Annotated in this window: 3 protein-coding genes; all 3 read left to right on the forward strand. The window is 58.0% G+C overall.

The window, feature by feature from the left end; translation table 11 throughout:
* Window positions 1–437: 437 nt before the first annotated feature.
* Window positions 438–1,643 carry an SfnB family sulfur acquisition oxidoreductase gene (locus tag RTM06_RS10995; RefSeq protein WP_312182130.1) on the forward strand — a complete coding sequence of 402 codons (1,206 nt, stop codon included), beginning with the start codon at window positions 438–440 and terminating at the stop codon, window positions 1,641–1,643.
* Window positions 1,644–1,652: 9 nt separating this feature from the next.
* A complete protein-coding gene (locus RTM06_RS11000) occupies window positions 1,653–2,855 on the forward strand; it encodes an SfnB family sulfur acquisition oxidoreductase (RefSeq protein ID WP_312182132.1) in 1,203 nt (400 codons plus the stop codon).
* On the forward strand, window positions 2,852–3,326 hold a 475-nt coding region (locus RTM06_RS11005; protein ID WP_312182134.1), incomplete at its 3' end, for an LLM class flavin-dependent oxidoreductase. The genes RTM06_RS11000 and RTM06_RS11005, both read left to right, overlap by 4 nt.

Consider the following 3,326-nt stretch of genomic DNA (forward strand, 5'->3'; position numbering starts at 1 on the left):
TTCAACCGATCATTTCGGGCTTAACTGATCGGCATTACGCCATTTATGGCGACCTTATAAAATCCCGCACAATTCCGTAGGGTCGCCATTTATGGTGACCTTATAAAATCCCGCACAATTCCACAAGGTCGCCATAAATGGCGACCCTACGTTATATGCATTATTTAAATTTTGATTGCGTTATTTGATCTTAAGAATTACACGCCGCTTTTTTATATTCGTCAATTGCCCGCAGCACCGTCGCTAGCCTATTGTTGCGCTTAATTAAATCCATAGCTTAATAATGGCAACGCATTGCCGGATATAGCATAACCGCGCTATTTACTTGTTTTAACCCCGCTGATTATCATCGCTTTCAATCCGTTATTCATTCCACGGCCTGCTGACTTATTCAGTGCAGGCTTACCCTTCGCTGTGCAGTAAAAGTGAAATCAGCTATGACGCAAAACAGTGACGAGATTATTAACCGCGCGGCGGTATTAAATAGCGATGAACAAGCCATCGCCGCCGCACGCCATTTGGCCGAGCAGGCGAAAGGCGGCGCAGTCGAGCGCGATCAGCAACGCATCTATCCTATCGCGCTGCTCAACCAGTTCACCGCGTTGGGCCTTGGCAGCATCAGTGTGCCACGCGAATTTGGCGGCGCAGGTTTGTCGTACCAAACCCTGGCCGAGGTGTTTCGTCTGATCTCCGCCAGCGATCCCTCGCTGGGGCAAATCCCGCAAAACCACTTTGGTCTGATTCAGTTCATCCTTGGCGAAGGTTCGGCGGCGCAGCAGCAGCAACTGTTGAGCGCGGTGGTGCAGGGCAAACGACTGGGCAACGGCGGGCCGGAGAAAAACACCAAACACACGCGCGATGTGCAGGCGCAGCTGGTGACAACGTCACAGGGCTTAACGCTTACCGGCGAGAAGTTCTACTCCACTGGCGCGTTGTTCGCCGATATTCTGGTTACCACCGCGATGCACGATCAGCAGCCGAAGATGGCCTTTATTCCGCTGCCAGCATCGGGCGTGGAGATTGTTGATGACTGGTCCGGTATCGGCCAGCGCACCACCGCCAGCGGCACGGTGAAGCTGCAACAAGTTGCGGTAGATCCGGCGTTATTGATGCCGCTGCCCGCAGCGGAAAAACCGACGCTGCGCGGTGCGGTTTCCCAACTGATTCAGGCGGCGATTGATGCAGGCATTGCGCAAGGCGCGCTGGATGAGGCGCTGGAGTTTGTGCGCAGCAGCTCGCGACCTTGGGTCGATGCCAATGTCAGCCGCAATGCCGACGATCCTTACATCCTCGCCGATGTTGGCCGCATCAGCACCGAACTGAGCGCCGCCAACGCACTGCTGACGCAGGCCGCCCGCGTGCTAGACAGCATAGATCAACAGGCGCTGACCGCTGAAAACTGCGCGTTCGCTTCAATTGCGGTAGCGGAAGCTAAAGTGCTTACCACCGAAGTAGCGCTGCGTGCCAGCGAAAAACTGCTGGAATGGGGCGGCAGTCGCGGCACTTTGCTGCGCCACGGACTCGATCGTCACTGGCGCAATGCGCGCACTCACACTTTGCACGATCCGGTGCGCTGGAAAACCCACGCCATCGGCAACTATTACCTCAATGATGCGCTGCCTGCGCGTCATGCGTGGATTTAAGGAGCAACCATGACGCAGGTATCGCCTAAACAGCGCGCATCGCGCATCACCCACGCCCAACAGGCCTTGCAAGTCGCGCAGGAGCTGGCGGAACGTTTTCGTGCCGGTTCAGCCCAGCGCGACCGCGAACGTGAACTGCCGCACGCTGAATTGCAGCAGCTGTTTCAATTCGGGCTCGGTGCCATCACCGTGCCGCGTGACTTTGGCGGCATTGAGATTTCAACCGCCGAACTGGCCGGGATTTTAGTGATATTGAGCGCCGCCGACGGATCGATTGGTCAGGTGCCGCAGAACCATTTTTATGCGCTGGAAGTGCTGCGCATCAACGGTAGCCAGGCGCAGAAACAGCGGCTCTACGCCGAAGTGCTGGCAGGGGTGCATCACGGTAATGCGCTGGCGGAATTCAGTTCTCCTGCCGCGCATCAACGTTCTACGGCGGTTTCGCAACAGGCCGAAGGATTGCGCCTCAACGGCAACAAGTTTTACTGCACCGGCGCGCTGTATGCCGACCGTATTCCGACGCTGGCGATTGCCGATGACGGCAAAGAGCAACTGGTGTTTGTGCCGCGCCATCAGTCCGGCGTCAACGTGATTGATGACTGGAGCGGCTTTGGTCAGCGCACCACCGGCAGCGGCAGCGTGCAGTTCCGCGATGTGGCGATTGCGCCGGAAGATGTGGTGCCATTCCAGACCGCGTTTGAGCGTCCGAGCACCGTTGGGCCATTCGCGCAGATTATGCATGCGGCTATCGATCAGGGCATCGCGCGGGCGGCGTTTGAAGACATGCTCGATTTCCTGCGTCTGCGCGCGCGTCCGTGGCCGGACAGCGGCGTGGATCGTGCCAGCGACGATCCGCTGACGCTCGATCGTACCGGTCGTCTGGCCGCACGACTAAGTGCGGGCGATGCACTGCTGGCGATTGCCGGTGATGCGGTTGACGTCGCGCAGCGCGATCCCAGTGCCGAAAACGTGGCGCTGGCGTCGGTGGAAGTCGCCAAAGCGCGCGCCTGGACCACGGAAGTGTCGCTGGAGGCCAGCAATCTGCTGTTTGAACTCGGCGGATCGCGATCCAGCCTGCGTGAGCACAACTTCGACCGTCACTGGCGCAATGCGCGCACCCACACCTTGCACGATCCGGTGCGCTGGAAATATCCGACAATCGGCAACTATCTGCTGAATGGCGTGTTGCCGCCGCGTCGGGGGACGATATGAGTCAAAAACAGATTCTGCTTAACGCCTTCAATATGAACTGCGTTGGGCACATTCATCACGGCATGTGGACGCATCCGCAGGATCGTTCTGTTGATTTCAACTCGCTGGATTACTGGCTGGATCTGGCGCGCTTGCTGGAGCGCGGACTGTTTGATGGGCTGTTTATCGCCGATATTCTCGGCGTGTATGACGTCTATCAGCAAGGTATTGGCCTGACTGCTAAAGAGTCGATTCAGCTGCCGGTCAACGACCCGCTGATGCTGATTTCCGGCATGGCCAGCGTGACGCAGCATCTGGGCTTTGGTGTGACCGCCAACCTGAGTTATGAAGCGCCGTATCCGTTCGCGCGCCGCCTCTCCACGCTCGATCACCTGACCAAAGGGCGCATCGGCTGGAACATCGTCACCGGTTATCTCGATAGCGCCGCGCGTGCCATGGGCCAGCAACAGCTGCTGGCCCACGACCGCCGCT

The sequence above is a fragment of the Pantoea sp. CTOTU46764 genome (assembly GCF_031974595.1).
GTDB lineage: Bacteria > Pseudomonadota > Gammaproteobacteria > Enterobacterales > Enterobacteriaceae > Pantoea > Pantoea trifolii.